General features: G+C 51.4%; 22 protein-coding genes and 3 pseudogenes. 11 read left to right on the forward strand and 14 right to left on the reverse strand.

Annotation, left to right across the window (positions count from 1 at the left end):
* Positions 1-243: 243 nt before the first annotated feature.
* Positions 244-1218 carry an aldo/keto reductase gene (locus K3T82_RS01550; RefSeq protein ID WP_220191745.1) on the reverse strand — a complete coding sequence of 325 codons (975 nt, stop codon included), beginning with the start codon at positions 1216-1218 and terminating at the stop codon, positions 244-246.
* A gap of 382 nt (positions 1219-1600) precedes the next feature.
* Between K3T82_RS01550 and K3T82_RS01555 the strand changes: the two genes are divergently transcribed.
* The 4 genes from K3T82_RS01555 (at position 1601) to K3T82_RS01570 (ending at position 5013) form a co-directional block, all read left to right on the forward strand.
* Positions 1601-2431, forward strand: a complete 831-nt coding sequence (locus K3T82_RS01555) for a class I SAM-dependent methyltransferase (protein ID WP_220191746.1) — start codon at positions 1601-1603, stop codon at positions 2429-2431.
* 295 nt (positions 2432-2726) lie between these two features.
* Positions 2727-3155 carry a hypothetical protein gene (locus K3T82_RS01560; RefSeq protein WP_220191747.1) on the forward strand — a complete coding sequence of 143 codons (429 nt, stop codon included), beginning with the start codon at positions 2727-2729 and terminating at the stop codon, positions 3153-3155.
* 249 nt (positions 3156-3404) lie between these two features.
* On the forward strand, positions 3405-4376 hold the full coding sequence (locus tag K3T82_RS01565; protein ID WP_220191748.1) for a hypothetical protein: 972 nt from the start codon (positions 3405-3407) through the stop codon (positions 4374-4376).
* 181 nt (positions 4377-4557) lie between these two features.
* The gene (locus tag K3T82_RS01570) at positions 4558-5013 is read left to right on the forward strand and encodes a hypothetical protein (RefSeq protein WP_220191749.1); all 456 of its coding nucleotides are present in this window, start codon (positions 4558-4560) and stop codon (positions 5011-5013) included.
* Positions 5014-5304: 291 nt separating this feature from the next.
* Here K3T82_RS01570 and K3T82_RS01575 read toward each other — a convergent pair whose 3' ends face one another.
* Positions 5305-7215 carry a PAS domain-containing sensor histidine kinase gene (locus K3T82_RS01575; protein WP_220191750.1) on the reverse strand — a complete coding sequence of 637 codons (1911 nt, stop codon included), beginning with the start codon at positions 7213-7215 and terminating at the stop codon, positions 5305-5307.
* A gap of 1175 nt (positions 7216-8390) precedes the next feature.
* Entirely contained in the window at positions 8391-8624 is a 234-nt protein-coding gene (locus K3T82_RS01580; RefSeq protein WP_220191751.1) for a hypothetical protein, read from the reverse strand.
* A gap of 471 nt (positions 8625-9095) precedes the next feature.
* Between K3T82_RS01580 and K3T82_RS01585 the strand changes: the two genes are divergently transcribed.
* Positions 9096-10148: an RNA ligase family protein gene (locus K3T82_RS01585; RefSeq protein ID WP_220191752.1), complete on the forward strand. Its 1053-nt coding sequence runs from the start codon at positions 9096-9098 to the stop codon at positions 10146-10148.
* A gap of 398 nt (positions 10149-10546) precedes the next feature.
* Here K3T82_RS01585 and K3T82_RS01590 read toward each other — a convergent pair whose 3' ends face one another.
* Both K3T82_RS01590 and K3T82_RS01595 read right to left on the reverse strand, forming a co-directional pair.
* The gene (locus K3T82_RS01590) at positions 10547-11077 is read right to left on the reverse strand and encodes an RNA polymerase sigma factor (protein ID WP_220191753.1); all 531 of its coding nucleotides are present in this window, start codon (positions 11075-11077) and stop codon (positions 10547-10549) included.
* A complete protein-coding gene (locus K3T82_RS01595) occupies positions 11074-11313 on the reverse strand; it encodes a YgaP family membrane protein (protein ID WP_220191754.1) in 240 nt (79 codons plus the stop codon). Before K3T82_RS01595 ends, K3T82_RS01590 begins: the two co-directional genes overlap by 4 nt.
* A gap of 1081 nt (positions 11314-12394) precedes the next feature.
* On the opposite strand from K3T82_RS01595, the gene K3T82_RS01600 reads away from it, so the two are divergent.
* The 5 genes and pseudogenes from K3T82_RS01600 (at position 12395) to K3T82_RS01625 (ending at position 19523) form a co-directional block, all read left to right on the forward strand.
* Positions 12395-14242 carry an AAA family ATPase gene (locus tag K3T82_RS01600; protein WP_220191755.1) on the forward strand — a complete coding sequence of 616 codons (1848 nt, stop codon included), beginning with the start codon at positions 12395-12397 and terminating at the stop codon, positions 14240-14242.
* 70 nt (positions 14243-14312) lie between these two features.
* On the forward strand, positions 14313-16244 hold the full coding sequence (locus K3T82_RS01605; protein WP_220191756.1) for a WD40 repeat domain-containing serine/threonine-protein kinase: 1932 nt from the start codon (positions 14313-14315) through the stop codon (positions 16242-16244).
* Positions 16245-16280: 36 nt separating this feature from the next.
* On the forward strand, positions 16281-16634 hold the full coding sequence (locus K3T82_RS01610; protein ID WP_220191757.1) for a hypothetical protein: 354 nt from the start codon (positions 16281-16283) through the stop codon (positions 16632-16634).
* A pseudogene (locus K3T82_RS01615) lies at positions 16585-18062 on the forward strand (adenine deaminase). The gene K3T82_RS01610 and the pseudogene K3T82_RS01615 overlap by 50 nt, the downstream one beginning before the upstream one ends.
* A 63-nt stretch (positions 18063-18125) precedes the next feature.
* On the forward strand, positions 18126-19523 hold the full coding sequence (locus K3T82_RS01625; RefSeq protein ID WP_220191760.1) for a purine-cytosine permease family protein: 1398 nt from the start codon (positions 18126-18128) through the stop codon (positions 19521-19523).
* Between the two features lie 381 nt (positions 19524-19904).
* On the opposite strand, the gene K3T82_RS01630 is transcribed toward K3T82_RS01625, so the two are convergent.
* The 7 genes from K3T82_RS01630 to K3T82_RS01650 form a co-directional block, all read right to left on the reverse strand.
* The gene (locus K3T82_RS01630) at positions 19905-20057 is read right to left on the reverse strand and encodes a hypothetical protein (protein ID WP_220191761.1); all 153 of its coding nucleotides are present in this window, start codon (positions 20055-20057) and stop codon (positions 19905-19907) included.
* A gap of 66 nt (positions 20058-20123) precedes the next feature.
* Entirely contained in the window at positions 20124-20276 is a 153-nt protein-coding gene (locus K3T82_RS01635) for a pyridoxamine 5'-phosphate oxidase family protein (protein WP_220191762.1), read from the reverse strand.
* 9 nt (positions 20277-20285) lie between these two features.
* Positions 20286-20729, reverse strand: coding sequence for a DUF2255 family protein (locus K3T82_RS01640; RefSeq protein ID WP_220191763.1), 444 nt, complete (start codon positions 20727-20729; stop codon positions 20286-20288).
* 186 nt (positions 20730-20915) lie between these two features.
* Positions 20916-21050, reverse strand: coding sequence for a hypothetical protein (locus K3T82_RS48930; protein WP_268886609.1), 135 nt, complete (start codon positions 21048-21050; stop codon positions 20916-20918).
* 235 nt (positions 21051-21285) lie between these two features.
* Positions 21286-21411, reverse strand: a complete 126-nt coding sequence (locus tag K3T82_RS48935; RefSeq protein ID WP_268886610.1) for a hypothetical protein — start codon at positions 21409-21411, stop codon at positions 21286-21288.
* Positions 21412-21663: 252 nt separating this feature from the next.
* Positions 21664-22032, reverse strand: a complete 369-nt coding sequence (locus K3T82_RS01645; protein WP_220191764.1) for a hypothetical protein — start codon at positions 22030-22032, stop codon at positions 21664-21666.
* 230 nt (positions 22033-22262) lie between these two features.
* Positions 22263-22631: a hypothetical protein gene (locus K3T82_RS01650; protein WP_220191765.1), complete on the reverse strand. Its 369-nt coding sequence runs from the start codon at positions 22629-22631 to the stop codon at positions 22263-22265.
* 197 nt (positions 22632-22828) lie between these two features.
* On the opposite strand from K3T82_RS01650, the pseudogene K3T82_RS01655 reads away from it, so the two are divergent.
* Positions 22829-23696, forward strand: a pseudogene (locus K3T82_RS01655) (IS5 family transposase).
* A gap of 472 nt (positions 23697-24168) precedes the next feature.
* Here K3T82_RS01655 and K3T82_RS49765 read toward each other — a convergent pair.
* Together K3T82_RS49765 and K3T82_RS01670 are read right to left on the reverse strand one after the other, a co-directional pair.
* Positions 24169-24935, reverse strand: a pseudogene (locus K3T82_RS49765) (glucose 1-dehydrogenase).
* A gap of 299 nt (positions 24936-25234) precedes the next feature.
* Positions 25235-26803 carry a carboxylesterase/lipase family protein gene (locus tag K3T82_RS01670; protein ID WP_220191768.1) on the reverse strand — a complete coding sequence of 523 codons (1569 nt, stop codon included), beginning with the start codon at positions 26801-26803 and terminating at the stop codon, positions 25235-25237.
* Positions 26804-26809: the final 6 nt, after the last annotated feature.

The raw sequence follows: 26809 nt of genomic DNA on the forward strand, positions 1-26809 counted from the left end.
CGTTGTCCAGAGAAATCGAGAGGGGATAAGTCTCCTGAGAGCCGAACAGCTACGGGACCAATCTCCTCTTCCAGGACAATATGCTGAGTGCCTGCTGGAAACAACTGATAAGTGACAGGCACAAATGCTGTGCCAATCGTTGGGTAGCCAGCAAAAGGGATTTCGCCAGAAGGTCCCGAAACCAGGTAGCGTCTTGCTACATAAGCTTGTTAAAGCTCATGCAGCAAGATGAAGACATGATAACTACCAGGCATACGCCTCTGGAGCAGCACCTCCAGGACCTGGGAAGATGCTATCAAGCTGCTTCAAACTCTCAGCCGTCAGCGAGACCTCTAGCACACGTAATGTGCTATCAAGTTGTGCAATCGTCCTTGGGCCAATGATAGGAGCGGTCACCACCGGATTTGTCAGCAACCATGCCAGCGCGACGTTCGCAGGTTCCTCTCCCAATTCGGCACAGAAATGCTCATACGCCTCCAGTTTGGCCCGATGTTTCTCGATAACCTTCTGCAATTGAGGCTGGGCGCGACGTCCCTGCTCCGTTTTGCGTAAGACACCGCCGAGCAAGCCACCACCCAAAGGGCTCCAAGGGATGAGGCCTAACCCGTACGCCTCACAAGCGGGGAGAACTTCAAGCTCAATACTACGAGCGTTCAGATTGTAGAGGCTCTGCTCGGAGACCAAACCGAGGAAATTGCGGCGCTGTGCAATCTCGTTGGCCCTGGTGATGTGCCAGCCCGCAAAATTGCTACTGCCTATATAGAGCACCTTGCCCTCGCGCACCAATTGCTCCATCGCCTGCCAGATCTCTTCCCACGGAGATTCGCGGGCGACATGGTGCATTTGATAAATATCGATATGATCTGTTTGCAGGCGGCGCAGACTGGCTTCACAGGCTTTGCGAATATTCAAAGCCGACAGGCGCGAATGATTCGGCCAGTCGCTTCCCATATTCCCATAGACTTTCGTTGCCAATACCACCTTATCACGACGTCCACCACCCTGAGCGAACCAGCGTCCAATAATCTCTTCGGTGTGCCCTCTGTGGTCAGGGCCGCCATAGACATTGGCGGTATCAAAGAAATTGATGCCATGTTCCAGAGCACGGTCCATAATGGCAAAGCTATCGGCCTCGCTCGTTTGTGGCCCAAAGTTCATGGTGCCCAGGCACAAACGACTGACTTCCAGCCCAGTGCGCCCCAAATGAGTATACTTCATCAGAAACACTACCTTCTAGGAAATAAATAATAAGCATCGACCCCACCCTACACGAAATGCTATAACAGCAAGAAAGAGTAACCGTATTCCCACTAGGAAAATCGTTACAAACGCATAGGACAGATGAACAAAAGGGAAGAGAGATTGGGAAGAGGCCATGAGCTTTGCAGACGTCGTTGTTTCAATGGGGAGGTGGTATACACCTCCCATTTCCATCGTATTGAGAGGGCATCGGAAATGGAAACCAGTTCAGAAAGAATAATGAAGAAGGTGAAAAAACCATGAGCATTCCTTGACAAGTCAACCCGAAAAAGCTTATTATATCCATATCGGATATATCCGATATGGATATATGGAATGTTCCCCTTCAGAGAGCGGTCTCATGGGGTTAAAAGGAGTGCGGGGAAGAGCCATTTGGGCTGCTGTTGTTGATCTGGGCGGGGTCCTGGAAACCACGGTGGACAAGGAAAGGAAAACCGTTATGATGAATGATGCTGTTTCTCTTCAAACGCTCGAAGAAATGAAGCGATACTATCAAGCCTGTGGCAGCAAATACGATGAAATCATCAACTGCCAGGGGCGCTACGATCAAGGGCCAGAGCTCAATGCTCGCTGGTTCGCTGAATGGGATGAAGTGGTTGCCCAGCTCCATGCCTTTCATCTCGCTGGAGACGTACTCGAACTGGCTGCAGGAACGGGAATCTGGACACAGCAGTTGCTGCGTAGCGCCTCGACCATTACCTCTGTCGATGCTTCTGCCGAAATGCTGACAGTCAATCAGGCCAAAGTCGCCAGTCCTCGCGTGACCTATGTGCTGGCTGATCTCTTCAGCTGGCAGCCTGAGCGCGTCTACGATGCGCTCTTTTTCGGCTTCTGGCTTTCCCATGTCCCGCGTGAACAGCTTGATACCTTTTTGCATTCCTGCTGGACCTGGCTGCGTCCTGGTGGCAAGATCTTCTTTGTGGATGATGCGGTCGGCCCCACTTTAGCCCCCGATACGCTCAGCAGATCAGGTCAGATTGAGACACGCATCTTACATGATGGGCGCAGCTTCGAGATTGTGAAAAACTACTATGAGGCTGGGGTTCTGGTGGCGGCCTGTGTCCGTGCTGGATTTGACATCGTGATACGCCAGACAGCCACGTGTTTGCAGTATGGCTTTGGAACCCGTCCCCACGCAGAGGAGAGCAACGAACAGCTTTCACGCAGATGAGATGCTCGGGAAAGATGCAGGATTTCTTTGGTTGGGCTCCTGCGGTGCTCCTTTCCCCTACACCTTCATTCAAAGGAACGGCAATTCATCCTCTTGAGGCATCACAGAGGCCTTCTCGCTCGCATTTCTGTAACAGGATGGGAAAGAAAGAAATCATGGGCGAGTAGTAAGAAACCACTATGTTGTTGTCCCGTTTTGAAGGATCATCAGCAACTTTCGTGCACCATCTACAACCTAGATTCGTAAATAACAAGAAGCAATACAATCGTCTAGAAAAGCTTCTCAGGTGATAATCTTGTCCCACATTCCCTTTTCATTTCCTGGCTTTCAAATTCAGCAGGTCACATCAATCAAGGGTCAGCTTCTTATCACGGCAACAGCGACCAATGACATAGCAGTTGGCCCTCATGTAGCCAGAGCAGCAGTGGTATCCATAGCTGGTATCAATGTTCTCCTCATGATTTGCCAAGCAGTGGCCAAGAAGTCCAACTCAACCTGCACGTCAGAAGATTCCGCGGCAGAAACCATGCGATTGATAGTCCTGCTCAAACTCTTTGCCATTGCAGTCAATGCCCAGGAGGGATCTCGATTGTTGGTTCATCTCGCCATTCCTATCAGTGACGATACGTTGTTACGCATTGTGAAACAAAATCCCGTTCCTATCATTGCCACTCCGAGAGGCAACTTTGAACTCTTACGGCAACGTTTCCTCAACGCGTCCTAAAAATGTGCGAAAGTTGCGGATGATCCTCCAAGCTGAGACAAGTAAAGTTTGAGCTGTATTCTATGCCAAATCGCGTCATTTGTTCGTTGCTAGCTCGAGAAAATGGTATGTTCTCTCATCAAGGAAATCTTTCCAACGCGGTAAGATATGGTACAATTACGCTCAGCGATTAGAACAGGGTGATCAGTCTTCGTCTTACCTGATCACATCGCCCGTTTTTTTGATCGAGAACATTGTCCAGGAGGCTTCATGGAGATCCGTCCTTCTCTTCCAATCACGGTCCACCCTGATTGCGTAGAGTTTGTCAGGGTCATTGAAGAGTTGCTACTGCTGAGGCAACATGAGATTGGACAGCAGCATCAAACGCTGCCTTTTGTTGCACGGGAGGACGACTGGGGGCCACGCAAATGGCATCGCACAGAGTTCGAAGATATGGTCTACAGCAGTTATAAACGCATGCGGCAAGGCCATATTACCCGCCCACCTCGGCGAGAGGTGGTGATGGAAATCGCGGACTATTTCCAATGCACCCGGATGGAACGAAATCGTTTGCTTCTCGCTGCTCATACGTTTCCAGTCGAATCCTATCTCACAGGAGCAGAATTGGAGCATGTCTTGCGCGTGGCGACTGAGGTTGCAAGCGTCTTACCAATGCCCACAATGATTATCAATCGAGACTGGCGGATTCATTACCTCAGCGAATCACTCCTTCGTCTTTATGATATCTCTCCCAAACAATTGGCTGAATTTCCTGCCTCTTCAATCAACATGCTCCAGTTGCTGTTCGATCCTACACTTCCGCTTTATCCTAATCTGATGATTAACCATGCATCCTGGGAGCAGATGGCCTTGTGGACTATCCACGGTTTCAAAATGGCAAATCTTCTGAGCACCTATGAACCCTGGTATCGGCAAGTGGTCATGCAGTTTATGCAGCTCCCTGAATTTTCCCGATACTGGCAACAAGTTCATCTGGAAAAGTACATTGAAGCGGTACCAACCTCATCAGCAGATGTTAGGCTGGAAACCTCTGTCCCTTGCCTGCAAGACCCTTCATGCTCGCTATCCTTGCGCCCGCTCGTCATTTCTACGGGCTATTTCCACTATACCTTTCCTCAGATTATTGGCTTTCTTCCCATCTCGAAAGAGGATCAGGCCATTTTCGAAAAGATCGGGCTCCCCTATCCTTCATCGTTGTCTGCAGGACAATTTGTCCCTTGAGTGCCTTGTACAATGAGGACAGTTGTTCCCCTGAGACAGCAAAGCTCTTTTCAGTGGAACTGGCTAGATACGTCTGGCTCATCCTGGATGGCACATAGACGTTCTCACACTCACCAGGAACGCAACGCATTGGCGTTTTCCTGCAATGGTTTCACGAGTTCTTCTCGAAAGGAGATGGAACATGAACATCTTATATACGGTCCTTTTTCTCGTCTTTGTCTTCACCACTTTTTTCAATAACGGCATCCAGGCGTATATCCACCTGGAAGCCTATCCCCTTTTTGCGTTTGTTGGAGCCACAGAATTCCCGGCCTACCTGAAAGAATATGAGCGACGCTTACCACTACCACTGCTCTTGCCATACTTTGCAACTGTGTTAAGCAACCTTCTCCTCCTCATTTTTCGACCAGCTCAGCTCTCTCTCGTTTGGCTCATTGTTGCTCTTGTTCTCAATATAGCTGTAACTGTGGTAACTCTGGTGCTGGCAACGCCCGTCTACAATCGCCACAAACAAGCGGGCAAGATAACCTTGGATGGGATGCGCGAACTTTTGCGCATTAATTTCCTCCGTCTGGCTCTCTCCACATTGAGCAGTGTCATCGTCATTTATCTTCTTTGTAGCGTATTCACAATCTAACCGTTATCCGCCACACGCATTCCTTCGTATCTCCCTTCCGGCTGCATGACAGGCTCCTCCAAAGTATCGAGACTGCGAGACACAAGATCCCGAACGTTTGAGGCCTTTCATGCAGGAAAAGGGCCAAATTGTCTCGAACTATTCGGATGCGTTTTTATTCCATTTTACGGAGACCTTCGCATGGTCGAACAATGGGTTCCATTGTCTGAACCCATACCGAGTTCCCAAACGTCCGAGCAGAAACAAGGGCTCTCACTCTTGAAAGAGGTTGCGTTTTCCTCTCACATCCCCTCATGTGGTGAGAGGTAAGGCAAACCAGAACGTCGATCCCTCCCCAGGGGCGCTCTCCACGCCAACCTCACCCTGGTGTTGAGCAATCAGCTTCTGGCAGATATAGAGGCCCAGACCCAGCCCTTTCCCCGAACCGTTCTGCACCGGCACCCCCTTGACCTGATGGAAGCACTGCCAGACCTCCTTCTGCGCCTCTTTCGAGAGTCCTGGTCCCCGGTCTCGCACCCAGACACGAGCCAGGTTCTCCTGGAGCATCAGCCCGATCTGGACAGGCTGATCGACGGGTGCGTAGCGTAGGGCATTGGTCACATAATTCATGACCACCTGGCTGATGCGTGTCTGATCAGCCAGCACGTTGGCAACAACATGCGCTGGTAACTCCAACATGAGGGAGCGTTCCGGAGCCACCACGCGCAGACCCTCGACTGTTTCTCGCACCAGGGAAACCAGATCACAACGCTCCAGTTCGAGCGTCAAGGTCTTCGCCGTAATGCGAGAGACATCGAGCAGGTCATTGATTAAATGCGTCTGCACATCAACCTGGCGGGCGGAGGTTGCCAAACGCTCGGAGAGGTCAGTGAGGAAGGTCTCGATCTCTGGAGCCAACGGATCAGTTGATCGCAACAAACGGTTCGCGCGTCGCTTGAGCAATTGGATGGTCCCTTTGAGCGCGGCCAAGGGTGTTTTCAGTTCATGACTGGTCATGCCCAGCATGAGATCTTTTTGTCGCTCGATTTCTTTGTGGGCCGTCAGATCGACAATGAACGCAATAGCCAGAGGCGAGGTCCCTGTCCGGCGAAAGATCGTCCCTCCAACCAGCACCGGCACCCGTGTACCGTCTTTCCTCAGATACTCTTTTTCAAACGGCTGGAAGCTCCCTGTCGCCAGTTCTTCCTCCATGGCCTGCGCTTCTCGCTCCTGGTATTCCGGTGGGGTCATCGTGGTCCACTGCACCTGCCCTGCCACCAAGTCGTCACTCGTGTAGCCAACCAGGCGAAGAAAGGCGTCGTTCGCCTCGTAAATGCGCCCATCCAAGCAAGTAATAGCGATCCCTATGATATTGGACTCCACCAATCGACGAAACCGCCACTCGCTCTCGCGTAAAGCTTCCTCTGCCTGCTTTAGCTTTGTCGTCTCGATGATGGCTCCAAGCATGTGCGTCGGATGCCCTTGCGAGTCAGAGATACAGTGTCCTTGCTCTGCAAGCCAATGGATGCTGCCGTCAGGCCAGAGAATGCGGTACTCGATCCGATAATCCATCGGTTCAGTGATCACATGTGCCAGGAACCGCTCGACTGGTTCACGGTCCTCTGGATGCACCGTCGCCAGGAAGCGTGTATAGGTGGAAGGGGTTGTTGGCGACCATCCCAAAAGGGCTTTGCCCTGAGCCGTCAAATGAATCTGATCGGTAATCAGATTCCAATCCCACGCGCCTATGCCAGATGCTTTGAGAGCCAGCCGCACCTTCGCTTCACTCATCTGCCCGCCCTGCTCCTGTTTCGTGATATCCCTCCCACAAGCAATGACCTCATGGATGGTTCCATCACGCAGGCGCACGGGAAAGACATGGAGATGAATCAAGTGGTAGGCGTGATCGGCTTGGCGAAGATGGCATACCATGTTCCGGCTTCCCTCCTTAGCGGCTGCCTGACGGATCAGATGTTCTATCTGTGGCCGATCCGCCGGGTGCAAAGCATCGAGCCACCCTTTGCCCTGAGACTGACTCGTCTGCTGACCGGTAAAAATGCGCCAACTGGAAGTGGCATCATGCATCGAGCCATCAGGAGTCAGAAGCCAGAAGAGATCGGCACTCTCGTGGACGAGCGCAAAAAAACGATCAGCAAATGTCTCGTGCTCCTGAGGAGATCCCGCATGCTCTTCCTGATGCGGATTGTCCTGCGACTGAGCCATGGAATGGCGCTCCCTCCTACGTTTGTGACCAGGGGAACAGCTGTCACACCTACTGCAGCTTTCCTGCGCTGAGAAGAGCACAGGTCACGGCGCGGTGTTGGCTGGTCACGCTCGTTCATGCTGAGCAATTCAAAATGAGTGGGGTATTCTACATGCTCTCTCATTGTAAAATGGATGACCAAAGTCAAGAGTGCGCTTCCTTGTCTCGAAAAGTTGCATCAACTAGATGTTAACAGATCCCCACAGTTCCTACCGGGGAATTTCCCAGAGCCGTCACTAACACCAGTTCCTGCTTCAGCAGAGCGTGCCTTCCCTGGTTCCTATTCAGGTTTGGTCTTCCCGCTCCTCCACAGGCAATGGCCACGTGTTCCTCGGCCAATCATCGCAGCCCTTGCACCAGGATGGCTTTCGCTGTCAAATTGCTTTACCATGTATCAGCTACAGAGAGTGGTATCACACTCATATGTGACACACGCATTTCTTCGAACCTCCCTTCCGGCTGCATGAGAGGCTCCTCGAAACATCTAGACAGTGAGACAGAAGATCCCGAACGTTCGAGACTTTTCCTGCAGGAAAAGGGCCAAAAAAGTCTCTAATTATTGGGATGCGTTATCATTCCATTCTTGCCCGATATCTTGTACACTAAAAAGTATCCAGGCGAGCAGCCACTGCAGCAAATGATACTTACATGCGAGAGATGAACGCTGTCATGAGAGGGGACGATGGTGAAGTGTGTGAGGAAGTCTCACGCACGAGAGAGAAGTACCACTGCGAGGAGAAGAGATGATCCAACAAGCACAGAGGACATTGTATGTCTGTGAAGGAGGAGTCGCTCCACCTCCACAAGGAATGTCCTCTGCTGGGAGGTTTTCACCAGATACGCCTCCCACAGAATCAAAGGGTGCTCCATCATCCCAAGAAAGGTCTACGCCACATGCCCAAAAGCATCGCGTGGGAGCAACGGGCCGTCCCATGTCCAGGAAGGAGGTCGAGAAGACATCAGAGCGAGAGGATAAAAAAGGACACAAGCACCAGTGGAAAGCAAACCCGACTCAAGCCTAACAGGAGTGTCTCGCATAGGATGGTGCTTTTAAGGGGTGGCGCAAAAAATAGGAAGAGCAGATATCTTTAAAGATATCTGCCTTCATGTGTTGCTTCATTTAGTGGCGATGACGCTAGCGGATCCAGCCGCTGCTATAACACCAGCCGCGTTTAGAATCCCAGCGATGATGATGATCATGATCCCAACCATGCTTATGACCATAAGACCAATCATGCTGATAATCATAATGGCGACCATGGTTCTGATTCTGGCTATATCCCTGGGCGCCCACGACCTGTTCCAGTTCGTGTTCGGTGAGCTCAAAAATTTCTAATTGCTCTCTAGGAGAAGATATATGAGATTTCATAGCTTTGTTCCTTTCTTCATTCACAAAATGCGTATTTTAAAATTGCTACAGTCTTTCGAATATCTTTTTTTAGATGCCAATTGGTGCCAATCGGGCGGATAATAGCATGTATCATGCTTCTTTTCTTATTTTACTCATAAAACTAAATAATAATCATCTATATTCTACTATTGAGCGCACTACTGTAGAACATTGTGGTGTTAAGCTCGAATTACGCCTTCATCCAGCAGCAGCCGCAGGGAGGAGCGATATGGAGAGAGGTGAGCTAGATAGGAGCAAGGTAGCTCTGCCAGGAATGTTTGGGAAAGGGAGCGATAAGGCATCAAATACCGAGCATATTTGGCATGGATGCCTTGCTCATGCCAGCTAGGCAGGAAGAAACGACGATAGAAACTCAGTGATCTATATCATAGATATACTTCTATCTTTGAGCTATCATAACTCCACACATTCACCTGGAGAACGATTTTTATGCACTGGGTCCCGTATGAGAAAATGGCCGAATCGACCAATCAGTGGCATCTGGATGAGGCGCACCATCACATCCTAGAAAAGACGCGTTGGGTCGTGATGGAAAAAATCCATGGAGCTCATTTCTGTATAGTGACAAATGGTTCAATCATTGCCGGGGCCAGCAGAAAACACCTCCTGGCATCGGGAGAGAACTTCTTTGAATATCAGCGGGTTCTTAAGCGTCTGGAGCCTCAGATCTCCCAACTTTTTTCCCTGGCTCGCCATCTCTATCCCCAACTGACCTCGCTCTCGATCTATGGCGAGCTTTTTGGGGGAGCGTATCCCCATCCTGAAATTTCTCCCGTACCTGGACTTCAGCCTATCCAAACCGGGATTTACTATACGCCTGATATCGAATTTTGCGCCTTCGATCTCGCTATCTCAGATCTGCAACAGTCTTCTTATCTTGATTATGATCAAGCTCGCATGCTTCTACAGAGTGCCGGCGTACTTTCCGTATCTCCACTCTTGATTGGGAGCTATCAAGAAGCACTACACTACCCCATCGAGTTCTCCTCCACAATTCCAGCGCTCTTTGGCCTGCCGCCTTTGCAGCAAGAGAACCAAGCTGAGGGTGTGGTTATTAAACCAGTCAAAGCACTTGTTTTTTCTACTTCTAAAGGGCCACTCCGACCCATTTTCAAAAGAAAGATCGCGGCGTTTGCGGAAGACAAGCGCTTCCATCAAGCACAAAAGTGGACACTTCCTCCATTTACTCCCGGTCCTGACAAATTGGATCAGCTCAAGTGGGAGGCATCGTATCAGGTGACCGAAAACCGCCTGCTGAGTGCAATCTCGAAAATTGGCTATCGAGGTCCCCACGAGCCCAGTCGGAGTCGCCAACTCTTTCATTTGCTGGTCGCAGATGTTCTGGAACAGCTTGCTCTTCACCAGCCAAACCTTCTCGCTGACCTGGCAAAAGCGGAACAACAAGAGCTTCTGACATCTATCCAGAAAGAGGTCAGAGAACTCGTCAAGCAGTTCTTCCAGAAAGAAACTCGGCGTGTCTAGTAACAGAGAACGAAACATGTGTCATTCTTTTATCAAATCGCGCCTGCTTCTTTCAAAGGGACAACTAGGCAAAGCACAACAGTTTCCAGAACGCGCTCAAGCACTGAAAAGCAAAATGCTGGGAAATTGATGGAGCGAGATAAACACCTGCCTCGCCAAAGATGGAGCATACATCGCAATTATCCGAACCTCCACACCTGTTCTACAGGTGTGGAGGTTCGGCAGCAGTATCAGCCCCGCTGACGTGGCAGTGAGTCATACAAAACGCATGCTTGCCAAAAGAAGAGACCATTGAGAAACGGGGACACGAAATAAAACGTTCTTCCGCGTGAGCTTTGTTATGAGCAAGTCTGAGTCAGCCCCTGATTCTCAATGGCCTCTCGCGCCTAGCCTGCTGATTATTTCCACTGCTCAAGTGCCTGGCGCAATGTGGTCCGGGCGCGATGCAGGCGACTCTTGACGGTCATCACCGTTACACCGAGCCGTGCTGCGACCTCCGATGCGGGGATCTCTTGGAGGTCGCGCAGAACAAACACTTGCCGATGTAGCGGGGACAGAGCCGCGATAGCCGAGGCTAGGTCATGACGCAGTGCAATCTGGCGTTCGGGGTCCTCGTTGGATGGGACAAGCTGTAGAATGGCGCTGGTGGAGTCTGTTCGCCGGGACAGTTTGAGCAACCGAAAGCACTGATGGCGCACTACCTTGAACAACCAGGACCCAAATGCCGACGCGACACGCAAGGTGCCAATCCGTTGAGCAGCGATCCAGAGGGTTTCTTGCACAGCATCTTCTACATCTTCGGATGTCGCACAGAATTTCCGTGCAAAGCGGGTCACAGATGGATAATAACAAAGCAGCAGTTGTTCGATCGCCTCGGGATCCCCACTGGTTGCAGCATTGATCAGTTGCGAGTCAGGCGATGGGTTCATTGTGCGTGCTGCTTCGACTTGAGCTTTCGCCCAACCAGGGCGCAGGCAGGACACCATCCGATGAAACCGGTAGCTGCAACGAAGAGGGCTGAGGCAAGCAACGCCAGGGCAAGCCACCCGGAAACCGTGCCATGCGCAGGCTGGAGGAACACAAACAGGGCACTTGCCGTCAGGCCAATGCCCAGCACGACACGCAGGATACGCTCAAACAAAGGGACGTTTTTTACATAGAACATAGTGGTTCTCCTTGCTTCTTGAGAAACGATTAACGGTTCCTCATACTAAGAGACTCCAACTGACCAAAAGGATTCGGTGGTCTCTGAAGCAACCCGTTTCTCGCCGATCATTCCCATCGTACTGCCAGATCAGCGAGCCTACAGGAGAACCATATCCTGGCCATCTGGACCTGAGCCCCAGAGGAGAAAACGCCTTTCGCTTCCCTTCTAACTGATGTGCTTGCAGCTTAGCGAGACATGCGACGTTTTCACCGAACATGTGTCATCTCTCGCGTGTGGAAAAACGAGGCACCTGCAGCGCAGCGCCTCTGTATTCTTTCTCAAGATCGCATATGTGTGTAGAAGTAACAGTGCTCAAGCAAGGGGATTCTTTCACCCAGGTAACTTGCTGACTCCCATTACTGAGAGGCAGTAGCGGCTTTCCTGTCCAGAAACGTTTCATGCACTCAGCGATGCATCAGTTCCCGTCTGCCAGATTAGGTGCCTCAAGTACTGTTAATAAAAAATACAACTATACTCATCAATATAGATAAATTTTTCTCTATTTGCTGAAAAAAGCGGTCAGGGCACTAAAGGGTTAGTGCTAACACTTTGTAGTCCTCAAACTCAAATAAGCTTGACATTGTACATATATCTATGTTAATTTAGTCGAAGTTCGATCTTAATTCATTGGCTCTTAAAGCATCAAACATCCGAATTATATCAGCCCTTTTTCCTAGCACAATTCCACCTGAAAAGCGCAAAAAATCTCTGCGCAGGCGAATTGCAACCATGGCATATTTGGTCGAAAATAAATGTATCGCTACATTTATAATATAAAAAAATTAGAGTAGTTTCACCTCTTCTTACCAGCATCATTTATGCTGGCGTTGCCCTCTGCACGCCTACACTTTTTTTGATTCTCGCAACTTATCTACTCTTACCGCCCAATGCCCATGTGTAGGATCGCATGCTCTTTTCTTTGCGAGGGGGGCAGGGAAAAGGGCTGATACAGAAGAATATACACAACTATATCATTGCTTGCTGTGAATAAGGCATGTTTATTTTCAACCTATCCACAGATGGAGGTTCACTATATTCTATGAGCTACGAGCGAAAGCACGCACCAGCATCTCTCTCATCACCGTTGTCTCAATCCAACGGATCTGTCGCGACATTTACTGCGCCTGAAATGACTCCTAGACCAGACTCCCATGCTCATCAGGTATTCCCCCAACGCTACATTGCGTACTATACGCGTGGAATGGGTCTTTTTTTCGTGATCCATCTGGCATATCTACTCTTTTTGCAAACTCGATCCGATGTGCTCGAAAACGCCGTTCTGCGTGACATTACCGATATTCTTGTCCTCATAGGAGCTATTGGTTGTACAGGAGTATGTGGCATTGCTCTCTGGAAATTGCGAAGTATCTCGCTTAGCGATGTTGACATTCTTGCGAAGCGTGCCTGGATCGCGATTTTTTGTCTTGGGGCTTCCTCTGCTACCTATGCCATAGGCCAGGTCATCTGGACATGGTATGAGGCGACCACGCCACTTTCTGCATTCCCTTTCCCGGCTGCGTACGATCCCTTCTATCTGGCAGTCTATCCCTTTAGTTGGATCGGCGTCGCGCTTCTCCTGCCGCGTGGAGGTACCGGGGTTGGGCGTCTGCGCCTGGTGTTGGATGCCACAACTGCTGTGGTCTCGGTACTTGCGATTTCCTGGTATTTCTTGCTTGGTCCTACCATTGCCAATTTGACGGGTGAGCCGCTAGCGAAAATAGTGGCTCTGGCCTATCCCCTAGGCGATCTTTCACTCTGTATCGCGGCCGCAATCTTGCTCTTTGGCACCTCTGGGTCGACGTCATTCAATTCAACACTGGCGATTCTCTCGGCTGGTGTGTCATTGCTGGCAGTGACAGATTCGTTCTATGCCTATTTCTTGCTCCAGGGAACCTACCATACAGGCTTTCTTCAAGACGTGGGCTGGCCTCTGAGCTGGCTATTGATTGGTTGGGCTGTGCTTACCTATCTAAATAACCTGGCTCGTGGAGCGAATTCATCTCAGCTCATGAACGAGGAACCATCCTCTACCCGCTTGAGTCGTACTGGTGCGGTGTTGCGTGCGGTGGCCCCCACTATACTCGCTCTCTTGACCTGTGCCTTGCTTGTGTTAGAGGTCGAGTTGCGTCAGAGCGCCCCTTTATTTCAGGTTGTACTTGTTTGTGCGGGCCTGTTTTTGCTTCCTATTATCCGCCAGGGACTGACCCTTGTGGATAATATGCTTTTGAATGAGCGTTTACGGGTCGCGCTCAATCAATCGCAGCAGGCATTCCGCGATAGCCAGAAGGAATTGCTCTCAACCACTTCGCGGGCCACTCAGTATGAAGAATTACGCACAAGCATCGAAAATCTTCGAACCGTCCATGCGGCGCTAGCGCGTGGCGATCTCTCGATACGTGCCCAGACGCAAGGGCCACTCGCGCCAGTCGCTCAGAGTTTGAATCTCTTGATCGAGCGTATGCATCGCTGGGAGCAAATGAGCCAGCAGAATCGGATCTTGCAGAATGAGGCACGCTTCCTGGCAGGCGACATCGAGATGCTGAGCCAGGGGCGTTTGCCCCAGAAGCGAGAGCACATACCAAGTACATTACCAACCGGGGCTGCGGTCATCAGCCTTCTGCACCTCAGCAAGCGTCTGCATATTCAATTTCGTCGCCTCAGTGAGGCTCTGGAGCAGCTCTATACACGAAACAGGTCGCTACGTGAGTCTGTAACGCAGACACGCAACACACTGCAAGACCAGTCCTCATCGCAACAACTTGATGCCTTGTTAGTGCAATTGGAGAAGGGGCTGACAAGCTATGAAAATATGCTTCTTGAGGCTCATAAGCTGGTCGATATCTTTAGTGAGCAAAATGACCAGAAAGCCACTCCCAATGAGAGATAGGGATCATATGGGTATGGAGAGCCACTTGTAATGTATGGGCAACTAAAATTATTCATCTGTAGGACAAGCCATGTATGTCTGCCTTAATCCGATTGAGCCTCATCAGGCAATAGATCAGACCGAACATCGACGTATGTGCCAGACCCCTCAATGCGGCTTCCTTGTGCAGAGAGCCGCCATTGGGCGTTGGCAGGTACAACGCTTGGTGCACCACCAGAAGACGTCTGATCTGTATCAGGCAACATCTGCTATCCCCGGTGAACAGGTGTTGGTCAAGGTGATAAGAAATCCCACGCCGGGCCTGCTTAGCAGCCTGGAGCCATTACAAACCCTCCGCCATCTCCATATCCATCCTATCTTGGATATAGGGCAGCTCCATCAAGAGCAGGCTGTGTATCTGGTGGAGCGGTACGAGGCTGCCGGATCACTGGCACGCTTTCTCAAGAGGAAGACACGCCTCCCTCTCATGGCGATCAGTACGCTTCTCTCCCAGGTCGCGCAGGCACTTCAGTATGCTCATGAGCGTTATCTCGTACACGGCTCATTACAACCTGAGGACTGCCTCATTGTCAACTCCAACTATATACAGGTAAGTGATTTTTATCACGGTCTCTTGCCAGAAGGGACGTATCCGGCTTCGGTCTCGCCCTACACGGCACCAGAACACATACAAGGTCAATTACTTCCGGCCTCAGATCAGTATGCACTGGCTATGCTCGCTACTCAGCTCATACACCTCCATTTGCCCAACGATGATATAAGGAGTGATCCACTCTCACCATCAGATGATCGCATTCGACAGATGTTGACCCGCTTCCCTGCCCCGATTGGGCGGATTCTTGCCACCGGGCTCAATCAGGATCCTTTAGCACGTTATCCTACTGTCCTGGTCTTTACCCGTGAATTGCAACAGGCTCTTAGCGGACCCATTCAATCACCTGCGCACATGCCTTCTGGCATTCAGCTTTCACCATCGGCACATGCTGTGCATGATAGTGCAGAGCATGTCCTTCAGGCTCGCCAGATGCCAGCACTGGCAAGGCAAGTTAAGATTCAGGAAAACCAGGAAAATTCGCTTCCTCCCACGCAGCTTGCTCCTCTCAGTCGCTTGCCAGGTCATACTGAATCTGTCACGCTTGTGCGCTGGACGCAAGATGGTCAACACCTGGCTTCGGCCAGTTTAGATCGGACAGTGCTGATCTGGAAAATTCAGCAGCGGATAGGGACTCCCCTGGCAACCCTGACTGGTTATCAAGGCGAGATCTCCGCCTTGAGTTGGTCTCCTGACGGCTCACTACTTGCGACAGCAGGCAAGGATGCGGCACTGCGTGTTTGGAGTCTGACGCATTCCCCAAACTTCGCGGCACGCGTTGATGCATCCTGGTGGGGCCATGATGGCCCCATTACCGCGCTGGAATGGTCACCGAACGTAGCTCTGCTCGCATCTGGGGGGAAGGATCAAATGGTACGCCTCTGGGATACAAAAGGAGTACAACAGGCATTCTGGCACACAAATAAACGTGGCGTCACTGCGCTCTCCTGGTCTCCTGACGGGCAGATTCTTGCGACAGGTGGCAATGATCGGCAAGTGCATCTCTGGGTTGCCGCGTCTAAGGCACACCTTGGTAGCTATACCGAGCATAGCGATGACATTCACCAGATTCGCTGGAGTCCCGATGGGAAGCTGCTCGCAACAGCAAGCGGGAAAAAGAAAGCCGAGATACATATATGGGAGCCTCGTAGCAGGCAATGTTTAGCTCAATTAAGAGGAAATGGACGTGAAATCGCGGGTATGTTCTGGGCAAAGGACGCGAGTTGGCTTGCCGTCGCGTTTGGGGGTGGAATACTACGTTGTTGGCATATAGTGGGGACCCAGGTGTTGCCCCTCCCTCCTGTGGAGTTAGGCGTTACCCCGATTGCTATGGATGGAAGTTTGCAGCAGAAGATCGTAGCCATAGGTACCGGCGAAATGTTCATTTCTTTGCAGCAGTGGAGCAAATAAAGAAAAATGGGTATAGAGATGCAAAAGGAAAATGTGATGCATGGCTGGTTTGATGGTATAAAGAGTGTGCATCCTATGACAATTGAGGAACGGCGCGATTGTATCGCCGTAGCACGTGGTCGCAAGGCAGCGGATACGGTGTTGCGCAATGCTCGCGTTGTGAATGTCTTCTCGCACGAAATCTACCTCGCTGATGTCGCGATACGAGGGGATCGTATTGCAGGTATTGGCCCGCAAGGGGCATATGATGGGCAGGAGATCATCGATTGCGGTGGTCATTACCTTGTGCCAGGGCTCATAGAAGCACATACACACGTTGAGGACTCGCTTCTGGTTCCAGGTGAGTTCGCGCGCCCTGGCCGCACATGGTACCACAACCTGTATCAGTGATCCTCACGAGATCGCCAATGTCTCAGGCATAGAGGGCATTCGCTGGTTAATGGCAGCGACCGAAGGCATTCCAGTGCGACTGATGTACACCTTGCCTTCATGTGTCCCTGCCAGCCCATACGAAAGTGCGGGGGCAACGCTGACCGCTCGTGACCTGGCTCCTCTGGCACGTGATCCCCGTATCGCTTCCGTAGGTGAGGTCATGAATTTCCCGGGTGTGCTGGACGGCGATCAGGTCTTGTTAGAGATAATAGAGCTTGGGCAACCTGCTGGCTCGACTGCGCGCGGATTAGCGGTCGATGGACATGCTCCCGAATTGCGCGGGCTCGATGTGTGCGGCTACGCAGCGGCTGGTGTTGAATCAGACCACGAATCGTTGAGCGCGGCTGAAGCGCTAGAGAAGCTACGCCTGGGCATGTGGCTCTGGATACGTGAGGGATCAACCCGCAACCTGGAAGATCTGCTCCCTGTGATTATGGAGCATACACCTGAGCGTTGCGGCTTTGTCGCTGATGATCGCACGCCTGGCGATCTGCTGCGAGAGGGGGACCTTGATTACATTATTCGGCGCTCTGTCAGCCTGGGGCTCGACCCAATTCAAGCCATTAAGATGTCTAGTCTGCATCCAGCACAATATTTTGGTTTTAAGGATCGTGGCGCCATCGCCCCAGGCTACCTGGCTGATATGTTGTTAGTGCCTGATCTCCATGATTTTCATCCTCGTCGCGTCTATATCGATGGTCGCCTGGTAGCGGAAAATGGGAAAGCCCTCTTCGAAGCGCCTACGTTACCGAGCACGGGTATTGATGCCATCTTACACACTATTCGCTTGCGTGACTTCGATATTGAACGCCTACGCTTACCCGGTCATAACGGAAAAGCGCACGTGATTGGGCTCGTTCCAGACCAGATCGTGACTGAAGATCGGCTTATGGAGGTCGAAGCGAGAGATGGTTGCCTCGTAGCTGACCCTGCGCGCGACCTCCTTAAAGTCGCGGTCGTAGAGCGCTATGGGCGTGGGCGCGTTGGCGTTGGTCTGCTTCATGGTCTGGGGCTACGCCAGGGCGCGATGGCATCCTCCGTAGCACATGATGCGCATAACATCGTGGTTGTGGGAAGTCATGACAGTGATATGGCTCTGGCTGTACGCGAGATTGAGCGGTTACAGGGGGGCTGGTGATAGTAGCAAATGGAGAAATCATAGCGACCCTTCCCCTTCCCCTTGGGGGCATTATTTCTCCTCAACCAGTAGAAGAAGTAGCGCGCGATTTAGAATATCTTGACCAAACAGTCTCTGAAATGGGCGTGAAGATAGCGCATCCATTTGGCTTTTTGTCGTTCCTGGCCCTAAGTATCGTCCCATCGCTTAAAATTACTGATTTAGGCGTCCTAAATGTTGATACATGGAGCATTATTCCTGTTCAGTAATCATATACTGAGCATTTTTTCACTACTAGCGATCCTGATATTATGAAGGAGCAAACACGTATCATGGAGGCAGGAAATATTTCCGAAGTGGCAACAAAGCCTGAAACGCCAACTGGCTTTGAGGTCACAGGTATTGAACGTATTGGCGCAGATGAGCGTCATCACACACAATTAGCCGACACGATGTGGCTATGGTGGTCTGCAAACTCGGTCATAGCGACCGTGGCTCTCGGGGCATTGAGCTTCTATTCAGGCCTGGGTTTCTGGGGGTCGGTCGCAATTATTGTCATTTTTAATGTACTGGCTGCGCTGTTGGTCGCGTTTCTAAGCACACTCGGACCCAAAACAGGGCTAGCTCAGATGCCACTCTCTCGCTTTGCTTTTGGCTTTCAAGGGGCAAAGCTTCCAGCACCCTTCAATGCTCTGACTGGAATAGGCTGGAACGCGGTAAACTCGGCTATTGGCGCCAGCCTGCTTACAGCCTGGAGTGGAGGCGCCATTCCTTTTTGGGTAGGGCTTATTATTCTGGTAGTGGCGACCGTGCTCGTCAGTACGTTCGGGTATTTCATCGTCCACAGTTTCGAGCGCTTTGCCTGGATTCCCATGTTTCTTTTGTTCGGCTACGTATTCTTTGCCGGTCTCGGCCATTATCGTATCGATCTGCCCGCGACAGTGACAGGATTACCCTTGTTCGCAAGTGTGCTGACCTTTGGTGGTACTGTCTTCGGTTATGCAGTGGGCTGGGCATCGTATGCAGCGGACTATACACGCCACCAACCAGAAAACACATCGAGTAAGAAGGTTTTCTCCTACTCTTTTATTGGCATTCTTGGCGCGAATGTCGTCCTTGAGATCTTAGGAACCTTGCTCATTACTTCACTTGCTTCCAATGCGACGCTTCCCGATACTGGCAAGCTGATCGTTGATGTTCTTGGTAATGGTCCTATCGCAAGCATGGTCATCTTGCTGCTAGCAATTAGCATCATCTCCAATAATGTGCCGACAGACTATAGCTTTGCGCTCTCCATCCAGGCAGTAGGAGTCAGAGTCAAGCGTTGGGTATTGACGATTGTTGGTGCGCTGTGCTACCTCGCGGTGGCCCTGCTGGTCCAGTCGAACCTTAACCTTAACTTGCAGGGCTTCCTGTTGCTCATGGCATACTGGCTGGGGGCCTGGAGTGCCATTGTAATTATTGAGCATCTGTTACGCAAGGGCCAATACCCTCTGAATGATTATGCGGATGCGAAGAAATTGCCTTTGGGAATCGCGGCTGTGGTTGCCTTGATCGTGGGCCTGGCTGTCGCTGCTTTAGGAATTAATCAAGCGTCAGTCATTGGCTTTGAAGGTCCTCTGTCTCACCTGCTTGCAGATGCAGATATCGGCTTCCCACTGGCAATCGTTACGGCATTGGTGATCTATTACCCATTGCGACGCTGGGAGATGCGTAGCAAGGGACGCTAATCAAAACACTGACAAGTTGAGATGAGAGAAGTGACTCATCTCAACTTGTCAATGCCTGCCTGCCGTCGTGGCTCATAACACCCATTATGAACAGACCATTACCTCGCTTCAGAACATATTGAAAGAGGCGCTTTCTCTTGATAGTTACTCATTTTATAGACAGGTATTTCACTGCCATAAAACGTGCTTTAACCTGCGTCCGTTGAAGCCTCTGAGCAAGCCCAAAGACCTAGCAGGACGGAAGGCTCAACTACGGTGAGCTTGAATTTCTGCTTCCACTGCTCATGTCGTCTGAGCAATACGGCTTTGACTTCCTGCCGGTTCTGACAGGCACACAATTCCAGGTCACCGAGCCTGGACGCGAGATTCTCAGCAGCTTTTTTACCGGAAGAGGATGTTTGTTGGCGTCACCCAGACCACCCGTTCCTCAGCAAGACTTAGACGTTTCACATAGGTTTCGGCGCATTCTGGTCCATCATATCTGCTCACAATCCGCTTTCCCCAATAGACCAAAGCGGAGAGATCCGCGCTCATCTCAACTGTTCCTTCGATCTGGATATATGCATGGGGAGGCGTTTCGATGTCCACACACAGGCAGACTCACGGATCACGTTGCATATTGCGAGCTTTCGCCGAGGTATGCTTCACCTGGAGCATAATGGTATCTCCATCCAGATCAAATGCCACGGGAACGATATGAGGGCACCCATCAGCTCGCACTATGGCCAGCTTGCCTGTTTTCGTTCCGTCCAAGAGGAACGCTCACTCTTCTGGTGAGAATGATTTCGAGGGGATCTTCCGTTCTTCCGGATCGGTCGCCCATGAGAGTGAAGCTGGTTCTAAACGCAGAGTTGTTCCGACGACCTCATCCCGAACCATGGATTCAGCATAGGAAGAGGAAGAGGTGGGATACTTCTGAAGCAGAGCCTGGCTCACCCGCGTAATGGTCGCCTCATCTGTGACACGAATGGCACGTATAGCTAGTTGTTCCCTATTCAGATGTAAAACCGCTGAAGGGAAGGCAGTAATCTCTTGATACCAACGTCCGGCCTGCCCACGGTACGAACGAATATACACATCACCATCTTCGACGACCACCCAAATAGGAGTTGAATGGGAACGAGCGTGAGAAGACAGTCGGGTCTCAATCACGACCGTTTTCATGTGCGAAAGGTGCTGGAGTTGATCTTCGGTAAATCGCTTCATGGGATTCCTTCTCTCTTGAAAAATGCAGAGTTTCTCAAGAGTCTATCCTCACCAGAGAAGGGTTGTCATTGGCCGAAAGGACAGTTCTTCTCCTTCTCTTTTTGACTACTCCCCACGAAATAACCTCGTCTCCACGCCAGATTACGGGCAAGCCTTCCTTAACCGCCGATAACTTCCCAGTTCGAATCAACTCCCGCCCACTGTTTTCCGGTATTGGGTCGTCGTTTTGCGTTTGTCGTGAGGCTTGAAATGCTGCCCTCCACTGCGTGGAATCAGTTCGTCCAATCCGATCTTCTGGTCGTTAGTCAGCTGGGCTCGCACACCTTCCAGATTCCCCTTCGAGAGAAAATCGACTCTTCCCTATCCCGCCATCTTCCATCGCTTGAAACGCCATGAAACCTATTGCGCTCTCCCTCGCAAGGTGAGTAACGTCATCCTATTCAGCTTCACCACACTTGGAGCGACTTTTGAAGGGATGAAGGTGTACTGCCAAGACCCCACCGCCTTCACCGGATGCCCCAAGATCCCTGGCTATCTCGATACGCATGGCTGGCACCTACAGACCTAGCCGCTGTGCTAGATCCATGAAATCATTCGCCACAATCTGAAATCCCGGATCAAGGGTAAGGTCTGGCACGTTTTGTGGACCATGCTCAAGTGGGCGCGGGACAAATGAGATCATTCCGAGCATCTCATAGAGGACAGGAAAGAGGGCTTGCATCCTCGATGAGAGCAAAGTATTGGGGATAGGTCACATCCGATAGACTGTAACCTGCCCGAAAGGGAAGAGACGGAGCTCTTTGCGCGGGATGCAGCGCGAGCTATCGGCGTGTCGCGGCGAAAACGCGAACGCCGATAGCTCGCGCACTTAGGGTCTTCACTTGACCCTCATAAGGATAATTCACACAAGTAAACATATGATTGTATGTGGAGCTTATCTCTCTGTTTGTTCTGCTTTTTTCTGACCGGCGACGGTAAATATGAAATACAGATCTAAGGATATGAATGCGACAAGCAATGCAAATATGAGCGTTGTTACGAAGGGATTATTGTGAATGATATCGGTTACCTGAATAAGCATAAGTGTAGCTACTAAGGCCATTGATGCAATCATGCATGCACCAATAACAAGAGGGCGTTTATACCACGTCCAACGTTTTTCTTGTCGTCGGTAGGACTTCATATCCCGATAGGCATAGACACATGCGCCAGCCACCAAAAGCATCATGAGAGATATGAAAACCACGCTAAATTCTCTCGTCGGTGGGCTGATTTCAGCAAGTACGAGTGATTGATTGAACATTGAAGACCTCTCAATAAAAGTCATGTATTGAAATGATCGATAAGCACAAGTATATAATGCCTTCTTAGGCTTCTCTGGGTAACTACTCAGGTTGGATCCTGGAGGTAAGCTCTATCTCTTCACACCAGCTTGTCTTCCAGAAAGCTAGAGTGCTTCAACGTATTATGGTGCGGTCAGGGCTTGCAACATCGAGCAACCTTGTTGCGGTAGCCCTGTCGAGGTACTTCGTATTACCAACGCCATTGAATATAACCATAAACGTAAAAAGAGAGGGAACGGGTTTCATGTTCCTGACCATCACTCGTGACGATGGTCCAATCCATTTCATCGCAGCGATCCAGATCTTCCTCTGAAAGTCCTCTTCGGGCCATTTCCTGATAGTATTGCTTATCACTTTCCTCGCGTGAGAGGTTGGTATGACTCTCATGCGAGGACTCTGCCCAATCACGGAAAGAGGTAACCCTCATATAGAAGTCATGCTGGTCTTCATCTTGAACAATGAGACGCCCACTGGCCCAGGGAGTTTCATAGAAGTACTGGTCGATAGTGCCAAAAAATGTCTTATTGCAGAAGAGTTGCATAGGGTCCTGGAATATCATATCTTTAACCGCTCCCCGGGAAGAAACATATCAATATGAGTGTGACGATGAAGCAGCCTCATGACTGTCGTCCATGCCTCTATTCTATCATAAAGCCTGACGGATGCGTTCGATTCTTAGAATGTGTCTGAACTAAACAAGGTCGTGCTAGACTGAAAGAAAGGAGACCGCGAGAGCCAAAGAAAGGAACTGATCAGATGAGCGATCACCAGAAGCACAAAGCCTACCCCTCCGACCTGACAGATGAGCAGTGGGACCGCTTAGAACCATTGCTACCTCCTCTAGCGCAGTGGAGTCCGCGAGAACGAGTTGAGCGTCGAGAGATCATCAATGGCATTCTCTATGTCCTGCGAACCGGCTGTTCGTGGCGACAAATGCCCCATGATCTGCCCAATGGGAAGACAGTGTACCATTATTTCCGTCGCTGAAGCCTGGATGGCACTTGGGAGCGGGCGATGAGCAGCTTGCGTCGAGATGTGCGCACCCGCATGGGGCGTGATCCCGAACCAAGCGCAGCTATCGCTCTTCGCCAATCCATCAAAACCAGCCCTGTGCGAGGCATCGACTGTAGCTTTGATGCTGGGAAAAAAAACCTACGGATGCAAACGGCACATCCTGGTTGATACCCAGGGGCTTCTTTTAGCAGTCAAGGTCTATACAGCTCGCCTGATGGATCGGCTGGGAGCACCCTTGCTTTTGCAGGAACTGACAGATCGATTTCCTCGCCTGTGTCATCTCTTCGCTGATAGTGCCTACACTGGCCCGCTCATTGACTGGATCAAAGCCACCTTGGGATGGGAAACCGAAATCGTGCCTCAAGCGGACCAGAAAGATCCCTGGGTGCTCATCAATGGTGAACCCGTTCGTTTGCCCAAGCCAAAAGGCGGCTTTCAGGTCCAACGTCATCGCTGGAAGATCGAGCGCACTTTTGGGTGGTTTATTCGTTTCCGACGGTTGGCTCGCGATTATGAGGGCTTGCCCCAGAGCAGTGAGGCATTCATCCAAATCGCTTCCATTCAGCTCTTTCTCAAGCGGTTAACTCCTTTTCGGCCCTTCTCAATCTAGTTTAGACACATTCTTATCGGGGCAAAGTACTTCTGTACTTCTGTGTCATAAGCTTGCCTCACGTACATAAAGGGTTGCCCCACACGATCTTGCAAAGGGAGAAGGCACCAATATTCACCTGGATCATCTCAAATTTTCTCCTACCGATTGACATCCTCCCTCCGGCTTTAGCCCTGATTCTTACCCACAATTTACAAACGAAGGCGAAAGGCAACGTAACCCCCTTTCCTCCTGCAATGAACGAGAGCGGTGGGTTCTGCGCCTCTCCTAAAAAGAGAAGCAAAATACGCGCAATGGAAAGGGCACATCAGTAGGAGAAACGTCACCAGTGGGGCAGCGTTGTCTATGCCATAACGCTCCATATCGCATGTCATTGAGATGGTGCCATAAGAGTGTCTCTAGAGGAGAGCATAAAAGGGCAGCACCGCCATTATTCGACCGGTGCTGCCCTTTTGTGCATAGTGCAGGTACGCTACTGAGCGAGGTTTCCACCATCAACCGCGAGGGCTTGGCCGGTGATAAACGATGCGCCCTCAGAGCACAGGAAGGCGACTGCCTCTGCAACCTCCTGGGGATTCCCGATGCGTCCCATAGGATGGGCTGGGGCTAGTGCTTGCCGGTAACTCTCCATGCTGCCAAAAGCCCTCTCACCCATCGGCGTCTCGATAGAGCCCGGACTAACCGCGTTCACGCGGATGCCCTGGGTGGCATACTCCAGGGCCGCCGTTTGGGTCAATCCAATCACCCGTGCTTTGCCGCAACGTAAAGAGCCATGTTTGCCATTCCTACATGCCCAACCGTGGAAGCATTGTTGACAATGCAGCCACGTCCCTGCTTGAGCATGTACAGCAGCTCATGCTTCATGCAAAGCCAAATGCTCTTGAGATTGCTGTTGATGGTGTCATCGAAGTCCTGCTCGGTTGCCTCAAACAAGGGCCCAAACTGAGCATCAGCTCCAGCATTATTAAATGCTATGTCAAGATGTCCACAAGACTTAACAACAGCATCCATGAGTGCTTTGACTGAGGCTTCGCTGGTGACATCAGCCTGAATAAAGCGCCCGTTACCGCCTGCCACCCGAATCAGATGAACGGTTTCTTCACCCTCTTTTACACGCCTGCCCGCAATGACCACCTGAGCCCCCTGCTGAGCAAAAACCTGCGCAGTGGCTCTGCCAATCCCCGTTCCACCACCAGTAACAAGCACAACCTTTTTTGTGAAGCCGTTGGTATAACTCATTTTTTCTATTTTCCTTCTTCCATCACAACGTTTTTATCAAGCTCAAGTTTTTAATAGCCGTCGACTTAAGTTGATGACTGTATTTTACACAAGAAACCAGACTAACACTGGCGGTTTTCTGACTTTTCATTCCCTGCCTTTGCTCATCCTAAGCAAAGGGCCTGTCCATGCTTGGGTAAGTTTTGGAGAACAAAGAGTTGCCCCCCGGAACAGATCAGCAACTTGCTGACCAAAACGTTTCTCGCGGGCGCGCTGCCCTGCCACGACATGCGCCCGTAGATGGAAGAAAACCAGGATGATTAATAGCCCAGGATCGCATCCCATACTGCCAATTGGGCCAACCTGGGGATTGGCCCAATTGTCGTGTCCGAACTGTCTCCTGTTCCCCAGTGAACTGAGGTCGCGGCGCCTGGTTGGTATACAGGCCACTCCAGACCTGAGGCGATGGTGGGGATGGTATCCCTGGTAAACGATACGAGCGCACTCATCATATCGTGGGAAAGCCGCGCCTCCTCGGGGCCTGCGCCGACCTTGTCCCGATAGTAATCCAGCCCATAAGTACCAAAGATCATGGGCATATCACTACAATGTGGCACACCTCGTCCAGGTGCCTTGACCTGATGCATATAGGTGGCGTAGCGAATCGAAGCCCCATTCTTCGCAATGGTCGTGGCATAGCGCGTGCCATAGTTGCGCAGCATCCGGTCGCCGGCAATATCGACCCACAAGTCTGCCGGAGCCGATGAGCGCCCTTCCGCAACCGCGGCGCGGGTGTAGACGTTGATCACCGCTGCTACCGCATCAAGCGAGCCTCCTACGAGCGGAAGAACCATAGCTGCGAGCATATCCCTGGTGGAAGGCACTGGCGGTGTTAGCCTGGTGTGTGTGGCTTGGTCATAGAGATTGTAAAAGAAAGCCCCTTCGTCCAGCGTGTAGGTGATGATGACAGCGATATCCGCAGGCCACGTGGTGCGCGTCCAGTCGGATAAGTAAAAGATGCTGTCGAGCAACGGCGCAAGTTTAAAGTCCTGCCCAGACGTGAAGTGTGCGGGCAGTGGCTGGAGGTTGAGCGTCAATTCCGCCTCGTGGAGTGTCCTGGCTGGCACATTGCGCAAGCCGCGTGGCGTGGTCGCGAGGCTGCTGGCAAGCAGTTCCGTGTAGGCTGCTGCGTCCTCTTGCGTCATGCTGACGGGCGCTGATAGCGTGGGCGGACTCAGCAACACGGCCATTTGGAAGCACGAACGATACGCAGCGTTTTGGGCAAGGATGGCCGCGCTCATGGCGCCGCCAGACTGGCCCATGAGGCACATCCGGGCGGGATCGCCTCCAAAGGCGGCGATGTTCTGCCGCACCCAATGAAGCGCTGCTCCCATGTCCTGCAGTTGCCAGTTGGCCCAACTCCCGTTGTCTGGGTCCGCGAAGTCTGGGTGAGCAAGTAGGCCGAAGGTGCCGAGGCGATAGTTCACCGTTACCACGACGACGCCGTGCTCCGCTAATGCGCGACCGTTCATCAGCGGCATGCGCGTGGCGCCTGTACGGAAGGCGCCTCCATGCAGCCAGACGATGACAGGCCGAAGTGTGCCATCCCATGGCGGCGTCCACACGTTCAGCGTCAGGCAGTCTTCGCTTTGCTGATCCTGAGGTGGGTAGATCCATGCGACGAAAGGGGGAATCGTCTGGATGCTTGCAGCGCCAAAGCGGTATGCATCCACCACACCGCGCGTCGCCTGAAAGGGCTGAGGAGCACGGAAGCGCAGCGCGCCGACTGGGGGCTGGGCATATGGAATGCCAAGATAGGAGGTGACGCGGCCCTCAATATGGCCACGGAACCTGCCCGACGACGTACTGACGACAAGATTGTTATCCATCTCTGT

Origin of the sequence: Ktedonospora formicarum (assembly GCF_016587355.1) — a bacterium.
Taxonomy (GTDB): Bacteria; Chloroflexota; Ktedonobacteria; order Ktedonobacterales; family Ktedonobacteraceae; genus Ktedonobacter; species Ktedonobacter formicarum.

Coding starts and splice junctions, on each gene's coding strand:
- K3T82_RS01550 (WP_220191745.1), bottom strand. CDS start 1,218: ATGAAGTATACTCATTTGGGGCGCACTGGGCTGGAAGTCAGTCGTTTG.
- K3T82_RS01555 (WP_220191746.1), top strand. CDS start 1,601: ATGGGGTTAAAAGGAGTGCGGGGAAGAGCCATTTGGGCTGCTGTTGTT.
- K3T82_RS01565 (WP_220191748.1), top strand. CDS start 3,405: ATGGAGATCCGTCCTTCTCTTCCAATCACGGTCCACCCTGATTGCGTA.
- K3T82_RS01570 (WP_220191749.1), top strand. CDS start 4,558: ATGAACATCTTATATACGGTCCTTTTTCTCGTCTTTGTCTTCACCACT.
- K3T82_RS01575 (WP_220191750.1), bottom strand. CDS start 7,215: ATGGCTCAGTCGCAGGACAATCCGCATCAGGAAGAGCATGCGGGATCT.
- K3T82_RS01580 (WP_220191751.1), bottom strand. CDS start 8,624: ATGAAATCTCATATATCTTCTCCTAGAGAGCAATTAGAAATTTTTGAG.
- K3T82_RS01585 (WP_220191752.1), top strand. CDS start 9,096: ATGCACTGGGTCCCGTATGAGAAAATGGCCGAATCGACCAATCAGTGG.
- K3T82_RS01590 (WP_220191753.1), bottom strand. CDS start 11,077: ATGAACCCATCGCCTGACTCGCAACTGATCAATGCTGCAACCAGTGGG.
- K3T82_RS01595 (WP_220191754.1), bottom strand. CDS start 11,313: ATGTTCTATGTAAAAAACGTCCCTTTGTTTGAGCGTATCCTGCGTGTC.
- K3T82_RS01600 (WP_220191755.1), top strand. CDS start 12,395: ATGAGCTACGAGCGAAAGCACGCACCAGCATCTCTCTCATCACCGTTG.
- K3T82_RS01605 (WP_220191756.1), top strand. CDS start 14,313: ATGTATGTCTGCCTTAATCCGATTGAGCCTCATCAGGCAATAGATCAG.
- K3T82_RS01610 (WP_220191757.1), top strand. CDS start 16,281: ATGCATGGCTGGTTTGATGGTATAAAGAGTGTGCATCCTATGACAATT.
- K3T82_RS01625 (WP_220191760.1), top strand. CDS start 18,126: ATGGAGGCAGGAAATATTTCCGAAGTGGCAACAAAGCCTGAAACGCCA.
- K3T82_RS01630 (WP_220191761.1), bottom strand. CDS start 20,057: ATGAGCGCGGATCTCTCCGCTTTGGTCTATTGGGGAAAGCGGATTGTG.
- K3T82_RS01640 (WP_220191763.1), bottom strand. CDS start 20,729: ATGAAGCGATTTACCGAAGATCAACTCCAGCACCTTTCGCACATGAAA.
- K3T82_RS48935 (WP_268886610.1), bottom strand. CDS start 21,411: ATGATCTCATTTGTCCCGCGCCCACTTGAGCATGGTCCACAAAACGTG.
- K3T82_RS01645 (WP_220191764.1), bottom strand. CDS start 22,032: ATGTTCAATCAATCACTCGTACTTGCTGAAATCAGCCCACCGACGAGA.
- K3T82_RS01650 (WP_220191765.1), bottom strand. CDS start 22,631: ATGATATTCCAGGACCCTATGCAACTCTTCTGCAATAAGACATTTTTT.
- K3T82_RS01670 (WP_220191768.1), bottom strand. CDS start 26,803: ATGGATAACAATCTTGTCGTCAGTACGTCGTCGGGCAGGTTCCGTGGC.